General features: G+C 49.9%; 15 protein-coding genes and 1 tRNA gene. 3 read left to right on the top strand and 13 right to left on the bottom strand.

Annotated elements, in window-relative coordinates; all coding sequences use genetic code 11:
* Positions 1-299: 299 nt before the first annotated feature.
* From ACMHKJ_RS07630 to xerD, 8 genes are all read right to left on the bottom strand, one after another.
* The gene (locus ACMHKJ_RS07630; RefSeq protein ID WP_413492855.1) at positions 300-941 is read right to left on the bottom strand and encodes a DUF4145 domain-containing protein; all 642 of its coding nucleotides are present in this window, start codon (positions 939-941) and stop codon (positions 300-302) included.
* Positions 934-2517 (bottom strand): tyrosine-type recombinase/integrase, encoded by a 1584-nt coding sequence (locus ACMHKJ_RS07625; RefSeq protein WP_413492854.1) that lies wholly within the window; start codon positions 2515-2517, stop codon positions 934-936. Before ACMHKJ_RS07625 ends, ACMHKJ_RS07630 begins: the two co-directional genes overlap by 8 nt.
* 110 nt (positions 2518-2627) lie before the next feature.
* Positions 2628-2701, bottom strand: a tRNA-Gly gene (locus ACMHKJ_RS07620).
* Between the two features lie 103 nt (positions 2702-2804).
* Positions 2805-4322 (bottom strand): lysine--tRNA ligase, encoded by a 1518-nt coding sequence (gene lysS / locus ACMHKJ_RS07615; RefSeq protein ID WP_413492853.1) that lies wholly within the window; start codon positions 4320-4322, stop codon positions 2805-2807.
* Between the two features lie 9 nt (positions 4323-4331).
* Positions 4332-5430, bottom strand: a protein-coding gene (gene prfB / locus ACMHKJ_RS07610) for a peptide chain release factor 2 (protein WP_413492852.1) whose coding sequence is annotated in 2 segments (ribosomal slippage) — positions 4332-5354 and positions 5356-5430 — 1098 coding nt in all. Because the reading frame shifts where the segments join, the coding sequence is not laid out codon by codon here.
* A gap of 104 nt (positions 5431-5534) precedes the next feature.
* Positions 5535-7268 (bottom strand): single-stranded-DNA-specific exonuclease RecJ, encoded by a 1734-nt coding sequence (gene recJ / locus ACMHKJ_RS07605; RefSeq protein WP_413492851.1) that lies wholly within the window; start codon positions 7266-7268, stop codon positions 5535-5537.
* 26 nt (positions 7269-7294) lie between these two features.
* Positions 7295-7990 carry a bifunctional protein-disulfide isomerase/oxidoreductase DsbC gene (gene dsbC / locus ACMHKJ_RS07600; RefSeq protein WP_413492850.1) on the bottom strand — a complete coding sequence of 232 codons (696 nt, stop codon included), beginning with the start codon at positions 7988-7990 and terminating at the stop codon, positions 7295-7297.
* A 22-nt stretch (positions 7991-8012) separates the two neighbouring features.
* Positions 8013-8954 (bottom strand): site-specific tyrosine recombinase XerD, encoded by a 942-nt coding sequence (gene xerD, locus ACMHKJ_RS07595; RefSeq protein WP_413492849.1) that lies wholly within the window; start codon positions 8952-8954, stop codon positions 8013-8015.
* 108 nt (positions 8955-9062) lie between these two features.
* On the opposite strand from xerD, the gene fldB reads away from it, so the two are divergent.
* The gene (gene fldB, locus ACMHKJ_RS07590) at positions 9063-9581 is read left to right on the top strand and encodes a flavodoxin FldB (protein WP_413492848.1); all 519 of its coding nucleotides are present in this window, start codon (positions 9063-9065) and stop codon (positions 9579-9581) included.
* A gap of 27 nt (positions 9582-9608) precedes the next feature.
* Here fldB and ACMHKJ_RS07585 read toward each other — a convergent pair whose 3' ends face one another.
* Together ACMHKJ_RS07585 and sdhE are read right to left on the bottom strand one after the other, a co-directional pair.
* Positions 9609-10016, bottom strand: coding sequence for a protein YgfX (locus ACMHKJ_RS07585; protein ID WP_413492847.1), 408 nt, complete (start codon positions 10014-10016; stop codon positions 9609-9611).
* A 325-nt stretch (positions 10017-10341) separates the two neighbouring features.
* Entirely contained in the window at positions 10342-10635 is a 294-nt protein-coding gene (gene sdhE, locus ACMHKJ_RS07580) for an FAD assembly factor SdhE (RefSeq protein ID WP_413492846.1), read from the bottom strand.
* A 248-nt stretch (positions 10636-10883) separates the two neighbouring features.
* Here sdhE and ygfZ point away from each other — a divergent pair, with 248 nt between their 5' ends.
* On the top strand, positions 10884-11867 hold the full coding sequence (gene ygfZ / locus ACMHKJ_RS07575; protein WP_413492845.1) for a tRNA-modifying protein YgfZ: 984 nt from the start codon (positions 10884-10886) through the stop codon (positions 11865-11867).
* A gap of 141 nt (positions 11868-12008) precedes the next feature.
* On the top strand, positions 12009-12623 hold the full coding sequence (locus ACMHKJ_RS07570) for an HD domain-containing protein (RefSeq protein WP_413492844.1): 615 nt from the start codon (positions 12009-12011) through the stop codon (positions 12621-12623).
* Between the two features lie 84 nt (positions 12624-12707).
* Here the strand turns inward: ACMHKJ_RS07570 and ACMHKJ_RS07565 are convergent, their stop codons facing one another.
* From ACMHKJ_RS07565 to gcvH, 3 genes are all read right to left on the bottom strand, one after another.
* A complete protein-coding gene (locus ACMHKJ_RS07565) occupies positions 12708-13478 on the bottom strand; it encodes a DUF6933 domain-containing protein (protein WP_413492843.1) in 771 nt (256 codons plus the stop codon).
* Between the two features lie 135 nt (positions 13479-13613).
* Positions 13614-16490, bottom strand: coding sequence for an aminomethyl-transferring glycine dehydrogenase (gene gcvP, locus ACMHKJ_RS07560; protein WP_413492842.1), 2877 nt, complete (start codon positions 16488-16490; stop codon positions 13614-13616).
* Positions 16491-16575: 85 nt separating this feature from the next.
* A complete protein-coding gene (gene gcvH / locus ACMHKJ_RS07555; RefSeq protein WP_413492841.1) occupies positions 16576-16971 on the bottom strand; it encodes a glycine cleavage system protein GcvH in 396 nt (131 codons plus the stop codon).
* Positions 16972-17017: the final 46 nt, after the last annotated feature.

Below are 17017 nucleotides of genomic sequence, written 5' to 3'. Positions count from 1 at the left end.
GACCATAGAGCACACAGGAAGCAGACATGAAGTATTCGCTTGGTGTCTATATAGTGGTCATCCCGCCCCTGAAAGGATGCGATAAGTTACGGTTAGAGTTAAGCCTGAAAGTAGGCAGTGAGTAATTCAATAAGTGGGTATGGTAAGAAAAACTTTTAGTCTCTCTCCCGTTAGTGAGTCGTATTGATTTTTGTTGACTTCAAAGTAGGTCTGTGAACTAAAACGGACAACTAAGGGCATAAGAACAGACTGTCTTTGGGTTTCTCAGAGGCCCTCTCTCATCAGTCAGTCCTATTACCTTAAGCGCTTTTTTTGTCCCGATTTTCGATGCCCTGCAGTGGTCCCTCAGGCATACTCTGGAACATCGCTTCGATTTCTTTTGGTCTCGTAATTCTGTCATCGACAATGATGTTTAACAGTTTAAAGAGACCATGAGTTAACTGTGGGTCATCCTCAAGGCTAATCTCTCCGGGGTGGACAGCCTGATTACCAACAATGCGGCAGATGTCTGCTGCTTGCTGGATGCGAGGAGGTAAACCTTTCTCAACGAGGGACTTAATGTCAGCGTTAATGTTGTTCCCCAGCTCACCCAAGTGGACCATCAGTTTCTGGAGACACAGACGAAGAAGCGCTGCGGCTCCTTTTGGTGACAGATTAATGATACTTCTGGCTTCCATGTAGTCAAGCAAACAGTCGTTAGGCATGTCTGGGTTAGGCATATCAACATTACCTGAAGCTGGGACCATCAAAGTCTGCTGATGCCAATATGCCAATTTATTACAATGTCGACATAGTGATGCTTCCATCACTGTTTCCTCAGTCTCACGCGAGTAATCATACAGCTTATAAATCAGAGGATAAAAATCCTGGTGAGCAAAAACACCACAATATGGACAATTAAACTCAGATTTTCCAAATGTTGCTGGATAATATTCAGCCATTTAATCCCGTCTCCTTATAGACATCCATAAGCACATTTTTTAACCTATCCGCCTCAACCTCTTTAGCGTAACGGTCGTAAGTTATAGACCCAGAGCTATGACCCATAATCGCCTGAGCATACGCTAATTCGACCCCATGTTGTTTTAACTGGGTCGCAACTGTATGCCTGAACGAATGGAAGGCCAGCCCGTCACGCACAGAAAGAACCTTAGGTAACAACGTACGGTTGAACCATTTGCTAACCTGTTCACCATAGCCGTTCTTCATGAGGCGAAGGCCATCAAACACCATAGCGGTATCACCATCAGCTCCTCTACGAGCCTCTACAAGTGCCATAAAATCAGCCAATGCAAAACCGTAGGCACTATCTATCAGAGGGACACCGCGATCACTATGGGCGTTCTTAATGCTCTTACCGGGTAGGCTACTGTCATCCTCATTGATATGGATATAACAGGTCCCAGCCTCGGTGGTCCTAACGTCTTTTACCTGAAGTTGAGCTACCTCATTGAGCCTTGCCCCCGTGATAGCAGCTAAAGCGGTAACGTAATAGTGGTAAGGTTTACCAGAGGTCTTCTGAGAGTATGACTTTGCGGCGACCAACAGTTGCCCTACCTGCTCCGTAGAGAAAGCATTACGGGCCGCTGAGGCTTTACGCTGGGGAACCTTAAGTTCCAGCCCCTCAGTCATATTTTTTTTTATCAGGTCATTACGGACAGCCCACTTGAAGACAGCCGCCATCTTAATGAGATATTTGTTATTGATAGTAACCACATCCAGACAATCAATCTTATCTTCACGGCTCAGCAGCTCAATCAACGGGACATCCTTGAAGCGCTGCTTACGGTTCTTCGGTAACTGCTGGAGCACTTCACGGACCCTGAGTATGTCTGCCCTATTTGCATCAGCATTGAGACCCAGATAGTCGAAGATTTCGATTAACGCAGTATGAGATGCTTTGTTTTCCCTTAAGGTAGTTGGCTTCCAGTGTTGGGAGTTCTCCGCTTCGTATTGCTCAAAAAGGCTCGCTACGGTGACACAGGGTTTAACTTCTGGAGCACTTACAGATAGGGACGCAGGAGCCTTACCATTCGACCGATCAATATCATCAAATCCATCAACGTAATCTATAAGATACTTACTGTCTCCCGCTTCGATGCGCTTCATACACGCTTTGATGACTCCCAGAGCCTCATTGATGAAGCGATGTTGGTCAATACTCAGCGGTTCACTCGCCAGCGCATCCGTAAGGTTCTCACCGAGTTCTCCGTACTGATCACGATAGATATCCTTCATGGCAGGCTCGAATAGGTCTGAACGCCCGGTAGACAATTCCCACTCAGCTATATCCTTCAGATGCGCTCTCATCTCTTCATAGATCAATTCAGGGTTGTCCGCATGGATAGCCTTCAGTGCAGCCTTGATATGTCTTGAGTGTGCCATTGCTGTTCTTCTGTCTCTGGTTCTGAGTGATAACGACGTGCTTCTCTCTGATAGCCATAGTCTATTACGAAACCGGAGTCTGAAATAGTAGATACCATTACGCTGATAGAGATAGGTGTGTGATTGAATCAATGTTTCAGCCCTGATAAGGGTGACACAGTAGGTTACATTCCGCTACTGAAGGAAGGCTTTATGCCATGTCCCTAAAGGATTCAATAAGATGGGTGCTGAAGAAGGAAATCTGGAGCGGGCGAAGGGAATCGAACCCTCGTATAGAGCTTGGGAAGCTCTCGTTCTACCATTGAACTACGCCCGCTTGGGATGGATGGGATTATACGCTTGTCATCTTGTATATCAAGAGGATAGTGAAAAAAAAGCCCCACAAATTTGTGAGGCTTGGTTTTATTTAAAATAAAATATTATTTACCCGGGCGCATTGCCGGGAACAGGATGACATCGCGAATAGTGTGACTGTTGGTAAACAGCATCACCATACGGTCGATCCCGATACCCAGACCCGCTGTCGGCGGCAGACCGTGCTCCAGCGCAACAACGTAGTCTTCGTCATAGAACATCGCTTCATCATCACCGGCGTCTTTCTGACGAACCTGTTCAGCAAAGCGCTCAGCCTGGTCTTCTGCATCATTAAGCTCAGAGAAACCATTACCGATTTCACGACCGCCGATAAAGAACTCAAAACGGTCAGTCACAAACGGATTATCGTCATTACGGCGCGCCAGCGGTGACACTTCTGCCGGATATTCAATAATGAAGGTCGGCTGGATCAGATGGCTTTCTGCCACTTCCTCAAAAATTTCACACTGTACGCGACCCAGACCCCATGATTTCTCTACTTTAATACGCAGAGACTCAGCAATCGCAACCGCTTTATCCATATCATCCAGGTCTGCCACATTCGTTTCCGGACGGTATTTGCAAATTGCTTCTTTCATGGTGAGCTTGGCGAACGGCTTACCGAAATCAAATTCCTGCTCGCCATATTTCACTACCGGGTTGCCGGTCACATCCAGTGCAATGATACGGAACAATTCTTCTGTCAGCACGATGAGGTCTTTATAATCGGCATACGCCATATAAAGTTCCATCATGGTGAATTCAGGATTATGACGCGGTGATACACCTTCATTACGGAAGTTACGGTTGATTTCAAACACGCGTTCAAAACCACCGACAACCAGACGTTTGAGATACAGTTCCGGCGCAACACGCAGGTACATATCGATATCCAGCGCATTGTGATGCGTGACAAACGGACGCGCCGTTGCCCCGCCCGGGATAACCTGCATCATGGGTGTTTCAACTTCCATGAAGCCTTTGTTCACCATAAACTTGCGGATTTCCGCCATAATGCGTGAACGAACAGCGAAAGTATGACGGGAGTCATCATTAGCGATGAGATCAAGATAACGCTGGCGATAGCGGGTTTCCTGGTCATTCAGACCGTGGAATTTATCCGGTAACGGGCGCAGTGCTTTGGTCAGCAGGCGCACTTCAGTACAGTGAACAGTCAGTTCACCGGTTTTGGTTTTAAACAGTTTACCGCGTGCGGCCAGGATATCGCCCAAATCCCATTTTTTAAAGGATTCGTTATAGATGCCTTCCGCCAGGTCATCACGGGAAACGTAGATCTGAATGCGACCCGCGGTGTCCTGTAATGTGGCAAAAGAGGCTTTACCCATGATGCGGCGGGTCATCATACGACCGGCAATCGCGACATCAATATTCAGTGCTTCCAGCTCTTCCGCTGTTTTCTCACCATATTTTTCATGCAGCTCACCAGAGACGGCATCACGGCGGAAATCGTTAGGAAACGCAACAGATTCTTTTTCACGCAACTGAGCTAATTTCTCACGGCGTGCTTTTAATTCGTTATTTAAATCAGGTGCCTGCTCGGCAGGTTGTTGGTCGTGTGACATTTTTAATCCTTATAAACCCGCTTTTAAGCTGGCCTCAATAAATTTATCCAGATCACCATCTAATACCGCCTGGGTATTACGGGTTTCAACGCCGGTGCGGAGATCTTTAATTCGTGCATCATCAAGAACGTAGGAGCGAATCTGACTGCCCCAGCCGATATCTGATTTATTATCTTCCATTTCTTGTTTATCAGCGTTTTTCTTCTGCATTTCATATTCATAAAGTTTTGCTTTCATTTGTTTGAAAGCCTGATCTTTATTTTTATGCTGCGAGCGGTCGTTCTGGCACTGAGTGACAAGTCCGGTCGGAATATGCGTGATGCGCACGGCGGATTCTGTTTTGTTTACGTGCTGACCACCGGCACCGGAGGCGCGGTAAACGTCGATACGGATATCAGCCGGATTGATTTCGATGTCGATTTCATCAGCCACATCAGGATAGATAAATGCAGAGCTGAATGAGGTATGACGACGGCCGCCTGAGTCAAACGGACTCTTGCGCACCAGACGGTGAACCCCGGTTTCAGTCCGCAGCCAGCCGTATGCGTATTCGCCGATAATCTTGACGGTTGCTGATTTCAGACCGGCGACATCACCGTCAGATTCTTCAATGATTTCGGTTTTGAAACCACGGCTTTCTGCCCAGCGCAGATACATACGCAGCAGCATGCTCGCCCAGTCCTGGGCTTCTGTGCCGCCGGAACCGGCCTGGAGGTCAAGGTAGCAGTCCGCACTGTCATATTCACCGGAAAACATCCGGCGGAATTCCAGCTTCGCCAGCTTCTCTTCCAGCCCGCGCAGCTCTTCAATAGTTTCGTTAAAGGTTTCTTCATCGTCAGCTTCAACAGCAAGTTCCAGCAATCCGCTGACATCTTCAAGCCCTTGATCTAACTCATCAATCGTCTCTACGATAGCTTCCAGTGAGGCGCGCTCTTTACCGAGTGCCTGCGCACGTTCCGGTTCGTTCCAGACATCGGGCTGTTCCAGCTCGGCGTTAACTTCTTCTAAGCGCTCTTTCTTGGTATCGTAGTCAAAGATACCCCCGAAGTACCGAGGTACGTTCAGTCAAATCCTGGATCTGATTTTTTACCGGGTTAATTTCAAACATGTCTTTTATCTTTTTGTTGATTATCGGGTAATAATGTGAGAGCTGGACATTGTAACGAATATCCGCCCATCATGACAGCACCGGGAGCCGCTTTCAGACTAAAATTAATCCGGCCAGATATGCTCAATTAATAACTGCGCGCTGCGCTGTCCGCGAAACTCATTTACATCCAGTTTATAAGCCAGTCTGACCCGTTGTACGCTGTTATCAGGCCAGTAATTCACATCAACGTTAAAGGCAATACCGTCCAGCAGCGGGCCACCACCTTCCGGCTCCACCATTACTTTCAGGTGTTTTTCACCGACTATGCGCTGTTGCAGCAGGCGAAAATGTCCGTCAAACAAAGGCTCAGGGAAGCCCTGGCCCCACGGACCACCTTCCCGCAGGAGACCGGCGGTTTCCAGTGTCATTTCCTGTGCATCCAGTGCGCCGTCACTCCAGATAACCCCCTGAAGCTGAGCCGGATCGACCATCTCGCTTACCAGTGCGGCAAATTTTTCCTGAAAATCAGGAAAACAGGTTTCCGGCAGTGATAAGCCGGCCGCCATCGCGTGTCCGCCGAACGCGGGGATCATTCCCGGATTCAGCGTGTCCAGCCGCTCCAGTGCATCACGCAGGTGCAAGCCTTGTACTGAGCGCCCGGAGCCTTTGAGCATCCCGTCACCGCAGGGCGCAAAAGCAATCACCGGGCGGTGATAACGCTCTTTGATGCGTGATGCCAGAATACCGACTACACCCTGGTGCCATTCCGGATGGTACAGCGCAATACCGGACGGCATCTGCGTTGTGCTGCGTTCGATTTTATCAAATAAAACAACCGCTTCCTGCTGCATTCCCTGCTCAATCTCACGCCGGGTCTGGTTCAGTGCATCGAGTTCATGCGCCACCATACGCGCCTGAGCCATATCGTCAGTCAGCAGTAATGCCACGCCGACAGACATATCATCCAGTCTTCCTGCTGCATTCAGGCGCGGTCCCAGCGCAAAGCCGAGATCACTTGCCACCAGCGCGGGGGCATTTCGTTTGGCTATCTCCAGCAGTGCGGTGATACCGGCGCAGCAGCGTCCGGCACGGATACGGTTCAGCCCCTGATGAACAAGGATGCGGTTGTTCTGATCCAATACCACCACATCCGCTACCGTACCCAGCGCCACAAGATCCAGCAACTCAGCCAGATTCGGCTCGGCAATTCCCTGCTCCGCAAACCAATTGTCGGTACGCAGTGACGCGCGCAGCGCAGACATCAGGTAAAACGCCACGCCGACACCCGCCAGCGATTTGGACGGAAACTCACAGTCAGCCAGGTTCGGGTTAATAATCGCTTCCGCCGGTGGCAGCATTTCGCCCGGCAGGTGATGATCAGTCACAATGACGCGAATTCCCGCAGCATGTGCGGCGCTGACACCATCATGGGAAGAAATGCCATTATCGACAGTCATAATGAGTTCCGCCCCTTTTTTACGGGCTTCCTCCACGACCTGCGGGCTCAGTCCGTAGCCGTCTTCAAACCGGTTCGGCACCAGAAAATCAATACGGCGAAATCCCATCAGGCGCAGGGCGCGGACAGAAAGCGCGGTGCTTGTCGCACCATCTGCATCAAAATCACCGACAATAACAATGTGCAGGTTCTGATGCAGCGCCTCTTTCAGCAGAGCGACGCCCTGTTCAATTCCGTTCAGTTGCCGGTAGTTCAGCAACCCGCGGGCGCCGCGATCTAACTGCTCAGGAGAGGATATTCCCCGCGCCGCATACAGGCGGCACAACAGCGGAGAACGTTCAGGCGCTGACAATGCAGAGCCGTCCGCCACATCGCGGCGGCGGAGTTCAGTTTTAATCATAACAACCTAATTATATTGATGATATTTTATTTACTTGCTACTACTTCAGCCAATTTATCCGCAGATAAATAGCCGGCAATAAGTGTACCATCTTCAAGCACAATGGCCGGCGTGCCGGTGATCCCAAACTTGAGACCCAGATTATAGTGTTTGCTGATATCAATATTACATTTTTCAATCGGCGCAATAGGCTCATTTTTAAAGGCACCGTTCAGCGCTTTGGTTTTAAAGCCGTTACACCAGACAGACTGCATCTCTTTTCCGACAGCCGAATCCGGCCCTTTGCGCGGGAACGCCAGATAGCGGACAGTAATGCCTTTATTATTTAGTTCATTGTTTTCATTATGCAATTTAAGGCAATACGGACAGGTCAGATCGGTAAATACTGTAATGACATGTTTTTCCCGGGGAGATTTATAAATGATCATCTCCTTTTCCAGGCTGTTCAGCTCACCCAGCAGCACCCGGTTTGTTATGTTTTCGGGTGTTTTTCCGCTCATATCAAACATCGGCCCCTGTAACAGATAGCGCCCGTCATCACTGATATAAAAAATGCCCTGTGACGTACTGACGACAGCAACACCGGCAACCGGCGAAGGTTGGATCTGCTGCACCGCTATGTTCATTTTGGCAAATGACGCTTTAATCTCACTTTCCCCGGCAAATGCGCTCTGATTTATCACCAGCAGAAAAGCCAGCGCAGATACTAATTTTTTCATCATAATACTGTTCCGTTATTCCTTATCAGCCCCGCGGGTGGTGCTGTTGATGCAGTGTGCGTAACCGTTCGGTTGCCACATGAGTATAAATTTGCGTGGTGGATAAATCACTGTGTCCCAGTAACATCTGTACCACGCGCAGATCCGCGCCATGATTAAGTAAATGCGTGGCAAATGCATGGCGCAGAACATGGGGGGATAATTTCTCAGTCGCGATCCCCGCGACAACCGCATAGCGTTTTATCCGGTGCCAGAATGTCTGGCGGGTCATCTGCCGCCCGAGTTTGCTCGGGAAAAGCACATCCTGTGTCTGTCCGTTTAATAACGCCGGACGCGCCTGTGCCAGATATACCTCGACCCAGTAAACCGCCTCTTCACCCATCGGCACCAGCCGCTCTTTATTACCTTTACCGATAACGCGGATAACGCCCTGACGCAGGCTGATATCCGGCAGCGAAAGCGATACCAGCTCCGTTACACGCAAACCGCATGCGTACAATACTTCCAGCATCGCTTTATCACGCAATTCAATCGGATCAGACAGATTCGGTGCGCTGAGCAGATCATCCACCTGGCTTTCACTTAAATCTTTCGGCAACCGCGCCGGTAATTTCGGGGCAGCAAGCTGAATCGTCGGGTCATCCGGGCGCTGTTTTTCCCGGTAGCAGTACTGGAAAAAGCGGCGCAGAGAACTCAGTAACCGGGCTGAACTGGTTGCTTTATAGCCGCCGTCCATCCGAACGGCGAGAAATGCCTGTAAATCCATCGTGGTCAGCGATAACCAGTCCAGGTTTTGTGGCACAAGCCAGTCCGCCAGTGCCTGAAGATCCAGGCGGTAAGCTGCCAGAGTATTTTCTGATAAATTCTGTTCGAGCCAGATAGTATCAAGAAACAACTCTGTCAGTGCATCACTTTCTCTGTGTTGTCCGGCGTCGTTCACGACCGCTCTCCCGTTTGAATTACTCATGTCAGAACTCACTTATCTTCTGTTACAATACCTTAATATTGCCGTGAAAGCAGCGCCGGTAACGGGCACGCTCTCATTCTCTGACCTGACATACAGCAGAATAAATAAATGAAAATTGGTCTTTTTTATGGCTCCAGTACTTGCTACACCGAAATGGCGGCAGAAAAAATCCGCGATATTTTAGGTGAAGATCTTGTTGAACTCCATGATGTGAAAGACGCCGTGCCCGGGTTGATGGAAACCTATCCGGTACTGATCTTAGGCATTCCGACATGGGATTTCGGGGAGATTCAGGAAGACTGGCTGGCTGTCTGGGAAAGCCTTCCACAGCTTAATCTTTCCGGTAAAATTGTTGCCTTGTACGGCATGGGTGATCAGGTGGATTATAGTGACTGGTTCCTGGATGCACTGGGTTATCTGCATCAGCAATTACTGGCAACGGGCGTTCAGTTTGTCGGTTACTGGCCGGTTGACGGCTATACCTTTACCAGCCCGAAGGCGCTCACGCCGGACGGAAAGCACTTTGTCGGTCTTGCGCTGGATGATGTCAATCAATATGACGAAAGCGAAGAGCGCATCACAACCTGGTGTATGCAGGTGCTGGAAGAAACAGAAGCCCTGTTGTAAACCATGACGGTTGTAAGCGGCATCAGTTTAAATGTCCGGGTATTGCGGGAGCAGTTGATTAAGGCTGTGCCATGCCTCTTTCGGCAGACTGTCAGAGGCAATCCAGAGGTATTTCTGCCGTTTTGATGTCAGTGAGCGCAGCAGCAGACGGATACCAAACCGGGTAATACAGGGAGGTTTAATTATCTCCCACTCATTTTTACGCCACAGGATCCGGTTTTGATTATACAGACTGACAGGTCCGGTCCGCTTACTGATTTTATGTTGTGTCCGTCCCCACCCGGCAATCATCAGCAGAATAACCGGCAGCCAGATAAAAGAGGTTTCAGCCGGCCACGGTGCAAATAAAAGCCCCATCGCAAGCGCACCATAAATCAGTGTAGAGTAAACCTGCGTATTAAATGAGACGCGTAATACTGATTTCCACAAAATCACCGGTCCGCCCCTTCCGTCATCATCAAAAAAACAGCAGCGCAGTACTCTGCACGGCTAATTATATACAGCGATATAATTACCTGGCCGCATGGGGTAAATATAAGCCATGCTGCGTATATACCCAACATCATTCAGGCAGGCAGCAAGGGAAGCCAGACGGGGAGCATAGATAAACTATGTGACCCGGCTGGCTGAGTACCGCCAACGAACCTACAGTTTGAATGAATAAGGGTATAAATACTAAATAATAACTGTGACCAGTTATTACCTTGCTGTTGCTATCCCGTGCAGCGACTGTGTACTGCTATCCGGATGCCCCCGGCTGTCAGTCGGGATAATACGCCGCTGTCTGTGCGGCCATCCGTGCCTTATTGCGTTCCTGAATCAGCCGGATCATGTCATAAAGCGCATCATCATCCGGGCGGCCTTTATTCATCAGCCAGTTGAACAGATCCGGATCCGGGCTGGTGAGTAGCTGTATAAAATTCTGTTTTTGTTCATCAGTCAGTGTGTCATATTCATGCTGAAAAAACGGCATAACCGCAATATCCAGTTCCCTCATGCCGCGACGGCAGGCCCAGTGGATGCGGGGTTTATTTTCAATATCGAGCACCGGCATATCCTTTTATTTTATGGAGAACGGTATATCCGTACAGACACAGCCTAGCAAGCCCTGAGTATAAAGAAAATCGTCTGCCGCACACACCGGCAAAAAATGCAGTATATCCGGAAAAATAATGTCATTTTCTCTGCCGGATTTCATATCCTCTCCGCACCGGTCGCAGCGCACAAAGGGGCAATATATTTCCTTGCAATGTCTGTTATCTCTTTTACCATATACTATTGTTCTCCGGACAGGTAACACACATGAATTCAGAAACGACTGTAATGCGCCCTCAGTTGAGTGATGCGCTTCCTCTGACACTGATGGCGCTGAATGACCTTGCACTGGTCACGATCACAGGCCCGGACAGTCAGAAATATCTTCAGGGTCAGGTCACGGCAGATATTGATGCCCTGACTGACAGTCAGCATGTGCTCTGCGCCCATTGTGATGCAAAAGGCAAAATGTGGAGTGACCTGCGTCTGTTTCATTACAAAGACGGGTATGCTTATCTTATCCGCCGGAGTGCGCTGGATACCCAGCTTGCCGAGCTGAAAAAATACGCGGTATTTTCCAAAGTGACGATTGCCGCTGATGAAACCGTTACTTTAACCGGGCTTGCCGGAGCCGGAGCGGCTGATGCGCTACGAGCGCATGTGGCGCAATTGCCGGATGCCGGTACGCAGGTGGTAAACAGCGCGGATTGCACCGTGCTTTATCTGCCACTGCCACAGGCGCGTTTTGTGCTGATCCACACACAAACACAGGCAGATGCACTCTCTGCTGCACTTTCCCTGCCACTGGTCACCGGTGAGCAGTGGGTGAGCCTGGATATTGAAGCCGGTTACGCGGTTATTGAACCTGCTAATATCAATCAGCTTATTCCGCAGGCAACTAATTTACAGTCCTTACCGGGCGGGATCTGCTTTAAAAAAGGGTGCTATACCGGACAGGAAATGGTTGCCCGCGCCAAATTCCGCGGAGCCAATAAACGCGCCATGTACACCCTGATTGGTGAAAGCCGCCATGTGCCGCAGGCAGGCGATGATGCTGAGTGGCAGTTAGGTGAAAACTGGCGGCGGACAGGAACAGTGCTGGCGGCTGTCCGTTTGCAGGATGCGCGCGTCCTGGTGCAGATTGTAATGAACAATGATATGGAAGCAGACAGTGTTTTCCGTATCAGGGAAGATGAAGAGAGCCGCCTGGCGCTTTTTCCGCTGCCCTACTCCTTTAACGAAGAAGCCTGATTTTTCGCTATCTGCGCATTAACGACGCCGTAAAACGCACTGTTAATGCGCCTATATTTTGTATGATTTACACCCAACGTCATTCAGGATGCAGCCAACGAGCCTGCGGTTTGAATGAATAAGGGTATATCTGAGGTTGTTATGTCATCAGCAGTTGCCGCACACGTCGCACAACAGGTTATTCCGTTCTCACAATTAATAACGTTTGTCATGGAGCTGGATAAGCTAAAAAGTATTTACCGCAAAACCAAGTTACTGAATAACGAGCGTCAGGAAAATTCTGCCGAACACAGCTGGCATTTCGCTATGATGGCGATGGCATTTGCTCCTTATGTGCAGGATGCTGATATGTTGCGGATACTGAAAATGGCGTTATTGCATGATGTGGTGGAAATTGATGCCGGTGATGTGCTGGTGTTTGATTTAGCAGCGCGCAAAGCAATTGCAGAGCAGGAAGTCGCGGCAGCGCATCGTATTTTCGGCTTACTGCCACAACCGCAGGCAGATGAATTTCTGGCGCTGTGGAATGAGTATGATGCCGGAGAAACCCGTGAATCACGCATTGCAAATATGCTGGATCGCGTGATGCCGGTACTGATGAATCTGCATAATGAAGGTCAGAGCTGGGTGGAACATAATATTTCTCTGCCGCAGGTGATTGACCGGACACAGTTTATCGCTGATGTGCATCCGCAATTCTGGAACTGGCTGCGCCCTGAGCTGAACGCGGCACAGGAGAAAGGCTGGCTGAAATAGTCCGGTGATACAGTACCCGGCGCTCAATCTGCCCGTCATACTTCAGAGTATAGCGCCGGATATTTATACAATGCAGGCAAAAACCTACCGCTTATTTCGTGCTGCGCGAGCTTTTGCCAGGTCAATTATATTGTCAGGAAGCGGCTTATCATGATGTTTATTATGGCTTTCTTCATAACTATCTTCATTGCTCAATGGCCGTCTGCGTAACGCATCAAAGCTACTGAGTATGACAGCTTCATCGCTGTTACCCCGCCCGCTGTAGCGCATAAACCACCGGGTAAACATGGTTTCATCAGGAAAAAAATAGTCTTTACTCCGTCTGACTGAACGAATTGTACTGTTTACCCATTCATCAAATGATGCTGCCTCCCCGTAATTATCCGGAAAGCACCCGACATCATTTACGGACTCTTCAAATTGCCATGCCACATCATTGATGTGATTTTGTACACTGCGATCTCCCCGCAGGCAAAAACAGACATCGCGGTGATATTCATTAAACCCGGCAAACATCTGCCTGAAATCAGCCTCATTGCATAATGCAAATTCCTCTGCGAAAAACAGCATATTATTAAACAGCCGCTCCGTGAACAGAGTGAGAAATCCGCTCTTATCCCCTTTTTTTAAATCGCAGAACACCATCGCATAACGGGTGTGAATATGCATCGCAATCAGGACATGTTTGCGCCTGACTTTAATCGCATGTACCAGCCACTGGCTGACCGGCTGAGTCTCAGTACCGCAGTCATCCAGCGTGTCTGTTTGCGGCGCCTGCAGCGGAGAATGCTTTTTTCCGTGCCGGGTTACCGTAAAAAATTCCGCAGCCGCTTTGGTGCAGTTGAAGACCAGCATGATAAATTCCTTTATTAACAGGCGGCTTTTAAACAAAAAATCCGGAAACAATGTTCATTTCCGGATTTTTTATTACAGCCTTGCAGCAATAACAGGAGAGTTTACACTATTTTGTGGCTCCCGCTGCCCTGCCTGTCACTCATAATCACTCATCGGTGCACAGGAGCACTGAAGATGGCGGTCACCGTATGTATCATCCAGGCGTTTAACTGTCGGCCAGTATTTATTTTCACGGGTTGCCTGAGTCGGGAACACGGCTGTTTCACGACTGTACGGATGCGCCCAAACCTCTGCCAGTTCTGTCTGAACATGCGGCGCATTGACCAGCGGGTTATCATCCGCTGTCCATTCACCACTGCCGACCCGCTCCATTTCACTGCGAATTCCCAGCATCGCATCAATAAAGCGATCCAGTTCAGACTGACTTTCTGATTCAGTCGGCTCTACCATCAGAGTGCCGGCAACGGGGAAGGACATGGTTGGTGCATGGAAACCATAGTCAATCAGTCGCTTGGCAATATCCATTTCCGTGATGCCGAACTTCGCTTTCAGCGGACGGATATCCAGGATGCATTCATGCGCCACATAACCATTACGCCCTGCATATAACACGTCATAAGCAGATTTCAGCCGTGCGGCGATATAGTTCGCATTGAGAATAGCGACCTGACTTGCCTGACGCAGACCCTGTGCGCCCATCATACGAATATACATCCAGCTTATCGGCAAAATTGAGGCGCTGCCGAATGGTGCAGCTGATACCGCACCTTGTGACGTCAGCAGTTCTGATGCCACAATCGTGTGTCCCGGCACAAACGGTGCAAGGTGTTTTTTCACCCCGATAGGTCCCATACCCGGACCACCACCGCCGTGCGGGATGCTGAAGGTTTTGTGCAGATTAAGGTGAGAAACATCCGCGCCGATAAAGCCCGGCGTGGTGATCCCGACCTGAGCATTCATGTTTGCGCCGTCAAGATAAACCTGTCCGCCGAATTCATGAATAATCTCGCACACCTCGCGCACACCCTCTTCGTACACGCCGTGAGTGGATGGATAAGTGATCATGACACAGGAGAGTTTTTCACTGTGCTGCTCTGCTTTTGCACGCAAGTCAGCCAGGTCAATGTTGCCGTCTTCATCGCAGCCCACAACAATCACGTCCATACCTGCCATATTGGCAGAGGCGGGGTTGGTGCCGTGCGCCGAGCTGGGTATCAGGCAGATAGTGCGGTGCCCTTCGCCTTTGCTCTCCTGGTAACGGCGGATAGTCACCAGACCCGCATATTCGCCCTGCGCGCCGGAGTTCGGCTGCATACACATGGCATCATATCCGGTCAGCAGCACCAGCCAGCGGGAGAGCTGTTCAATCATCACATAATAGCCCTGCGCCTGTTCCGGCGGGCAGAACGGGTGCATGTTACCGAATTCCGGCCAGGTGATCGGGATCATCTCCGCTGCCGCATTCAGTTTCATGGTACAGGAGCCGAGCGGGATCATCGCCTGATCCAGCGCCAGGTCTTTGCGCGCCAGACTGTGCAAATAGCGCATCATGTCTGTTTCGCTGTGATAGCGGTGGAAATTCGGATGAACCAGAATCTTACCTTCACGGCACATTGCCGCAGGAATAGAGTCAGTTGCGCCTGCAACCTGTGCATCCAGCACATCAATACCCAATACCGCTTCATGTCCGGTCAGTACCGCGTACAGGTTTTCCAGGCATTCGCGCTGTGTGGTTTCACTCAGCGTAACCCCCACCGCACCATGAAGATCGGTACGCAGGTTAATCCGTGCGGCTTTTGCCCGCGCCAGCACTGCCGGTTTATCTTTTACTTCAATGGTCAGGGTATCAAACCAGGTGGTATTGCGCAGATGCAGACCGGCGTCTGTCACGGCTTTCGCCAGAATGTCTGTCAGACGGTGGATGCGGGTGGCAATACGCTTCAGACCTTCCGGTCCGTGATACACCGCGTACATCCCGGCAATATTGGCGAGCAGAACCTGGGAAGTACAGATGTTGGAGTTGGCTTTTTCGCGGCGGATATGCTGCTCGCGGGTTTGCAACGCCAGACGCAGCGCCCGGTTTCCGGCGGCATCAATGGACACCCCGATAAGTCGTCCCGGCATTGCGCGTTTATATTCATCACGGCAGGCAAAGAAAGCCGCATGCGGACCACCGTAGCCCATTGGCACACCAAAGCGCTGGGCGGAGCCGAATACAATATCCGCACCCTGTTTACCCGGCGCTTCCAGCAACACCAGCGCCATAATATCGGCTGCCACACTGGTTATTACCTGACGCTGATGTAACTGCGCCAATAATTCACGGTAGTCATGGATTTGCCCAGTCGTGCCGGTCTGTTGCAGCAATACGCCAAAAACATCATCATAATCAAGCGCTTTTTTCGCACTGTCGATGATCAGTTCAAAACCAAAATAGGTGGCACGGGTGCGGATCACATCCAGTGTTTGCGGATGGACATCATCTGCAATAAAGAAGCGGTTGGCATTTTTCTTTTTGCTGATGCGTTTTGCCATTGCCATTGCTTCCGCAGCGGCAGTGGCTTCATCCAGCAACGAGGCGGAAGCCAGCGGCAGGCCGGCTAAGTCAATTGTTACCTGCTGAAAATTCAGCAGTGCTTCCAGGCGGCCCTGGGAAATTTCCGGCTGATACGGCGTGTATGCCGTGTACCAGCCCGGGTTTTCAAGCAGATTACGCTGAATAACAGCCGGCAAAATGGTCGGCGTATATCCCTGCCCGATATAAGAGGTAAACTGCTGATTCAGACCGGCAATGGTTTTCAGTTCAGTCAGCGCATCCTGCTCTGTCGAGCCTTCACCCACTGCGGGCGGGATATCCAGCTGAATATCGCGGGGCACAATTTTATGCATAAGGTCATCAAGTGACGCGGCACCGACAGTGGTCAGCATGTCATGTTGTTGTTCAGGGGATGCACCGATGTGACGGCGGATAAACTCCCCCTGGTTTTCAAGCTGGGCTAATGTTTGAGTCATTGTTCTCCGGTTCCTGAAGTTACTTAATCGATAAAATCCCGAAAAAAAACCCTGTTATGCAAGCAGAACAGGGTTTTGGTATTCGTTAGTCGTCTTCTTCTTCCAGCAGTTGTGCGTAACTTTCCGCATCCATCAGACCTTCAAACTCGTCCGGATCAGATGCTTTAACGCGGATTATCCACCCGCCTTCATAAGGCTCGCTGTTAACCTGCTCAGGTTGTTCTTCCAGCGTGTCATTGACCGCCAGAACGATACCGGAAATCGGTGCAAACAGGTCAGAAACCGCTTTTACTGACTCAACAGACCCGAATGCATCACCGAAGACTATCTCATCACCAACTGCCGGTAATTCAACATACACAACATCACCCAGTAATTCCTGAGCCTGGTCAGTGATCCCGACAACATATTCATCGCCACCCTCGTGACGAACCCACTCATGCTCTTCAGTATATTTCAGATTTTTAGGTACATTACTCATCACCAACCGCTCCTGTTATCTGGTTATACTCTTATTCATTCAAACT

The sequence above is a fragment of the Morganella psychrotolerans genome (assembly GCF_965118875.1).
Classification (GTDB): domain Bacteria; phylum Pseudomonadota; class Gammaproteobacteria; order Enterobacterales; family Enterobacteriaceae; genus Morganella; species Morganella psychrotolerans_C.
The sequence above is the reverse complement of the archived record's forward strand: the minus strand, read 5'-3'. Positions and strand labels throughout refer to the sequence as shown.

Bases quoted from the DNA above. Each gene is read 5' to 3' on its own strand.
- sdhE (WP_413492846.1), bottom strand. From the start codon at position 10,635: ATGCCGGTGCTCGATATTGAAAATAAACCCCGCATCCACTGGGCCTGC.
- fldB (WP_413492848.1), top strand. From the start codon at position 9,063: ATGAAAATTGGTCTTTTTTATGGCTCCAGTACTTGCTACACCGAAATG.
- ygfZ (WP_413492845.1), top strand. From the start codon at position 10,884: ATGAATTCAGAAACGACTGTAATGCGCCCTCAGTTGAGTGATGCGCTT.
- dsbC (WP_413492850.1), bottom strand. From the start codon at position 7,990: ATGATGAAAAAATTAGTATCTGCGCTGGCTTTTCTGCTGGTGATAAAT.
- ACMHKJ_RS07630 (WP_413492855.1), bottom strand. From the start codon at position 941: ATGGCTGAATATTATCCAGCAACATTTGGAAAATCTGAGTTTAATTGT.
- xerD (WP_413492849.1), bottom strand. From the start codon at position 8,954: ATGAGTAATTCAAACGGGAGAGCGGTCGTGAACGACGCCGGACAACAC.
- ACMHKJ_RS07570 (WP_413492844.1), top strand. From the start codon at position 12,009: ATGTCATCAGCAGTTGCCGCACACGTCGCACAACAGGTTATTCCGTTC.
- ACMHKJ_RS07565 (WP_413492843.1), bottom strand. From the start codon at position 13,478: ATGCTGGTCTTCAACTGCACCAAAGCGGCTGCGGAATTTTTTACGGTA.
- lysS (WP_413492853.1), bottom strand. From the start codon at position 4,322: ATGTCACACGACCAACAACCTGCCGAGCAGGCACCTGATTTAAATAAC.
- recJ (WP_413492851.1), bottom strand. From the start codon at position 7,268: ATGATTAAAACTGAACTCCGCCGCCGCGATGTGGCGGACGGCTCTGCA.
- gcvH (WP_413492841.1), bottom strand. From the start codon at position 16,971: ATGAGTAATGTACCTAAAAATCTGAAATATACTGAAGAGCATGAGTGG.
- gcvP (WP_413492842.1), bottom strand. From the start codon at position 16,490: ATGACTCAAACATTAGCCCAGCTTGAAAACCAGGGGGAGTTTATCCGC.